Genomic DNA, 566 nt, shown 5'->3' with positions numbered 1-566 from the left:
AGACTGTTGCGGGCCGGTGGGAAAGGCGAGGTCGCCATGACATGGTTTTCCAGGCGCGGGGGCGCTTAAGGCCATGTTGAGGCCAAGGGGGTAAGGACGGGGCGTGGACAGCGGTCGAGCCATTTCAGACGTGACCTCGCCTCTGGCGCGCCGTCTGCTTGCGATCGTCGCGGTGCTGTCGATCGCGGTGACGGGCATGGCCACGGCCGTCACCTTCGTGTTCGTCCAGCGCAGCGCCGCTGACGAACAGTTGCGCCACCTGGCCGAATATGTCGGCGAGCGGGTCAAGACCGAGGACCGGCTGTTTTCCGACCTGGTCAAGGTGCATGAGGCCGCTTCGGACTCCTTGGCGCGACGCCTGGCCGCGATCGATCCGGCTACGGTCGACCAGGCCTTCGACGCCCGGTTTCCCCGTCAGGCCGACGGCACGCGGCGCTCGATCGACGGCCTCTACGACGGCGACCTGGTCGGCGGGCAGTACACTTATGGCGTGGGCGCCTATCTGCGGGACGCCGACAAACTGACCCCGGCGCAGAAGGCCTTGATGCTGGCGGCCGCCCAGGTGG

The 566-nt window shown here is 67.7% G+C and carries 1 pseudogene; it reads left to right on the top strand.

Features of this window, described 5'->3' with window-relative positions:
- Positions 1–130: 130 nt before the first annotated feature.
- Positions 131–566: pseudogene (locus J7528_RS24065) on the top strand (hybrid sensor histidine kinase/response regulator); the annotation flags it as partial.

Origin of the sequence: Caulobacter sp., assembly GCF_017744445.1 — a bacterium.
In the GTDB taxonomy this organism is placed as follows: domain Bacteria; phylum Pseudomonadota; class Alphaproteobacteria; order Caulobacterales; family Caulobacteraceae; genus Caulobacter.
The sequence above is the reverse complement of the archived record's forward strand: the minus strand, read 5'-3'. Positions and strand labels throughout refer to the sequence as shown.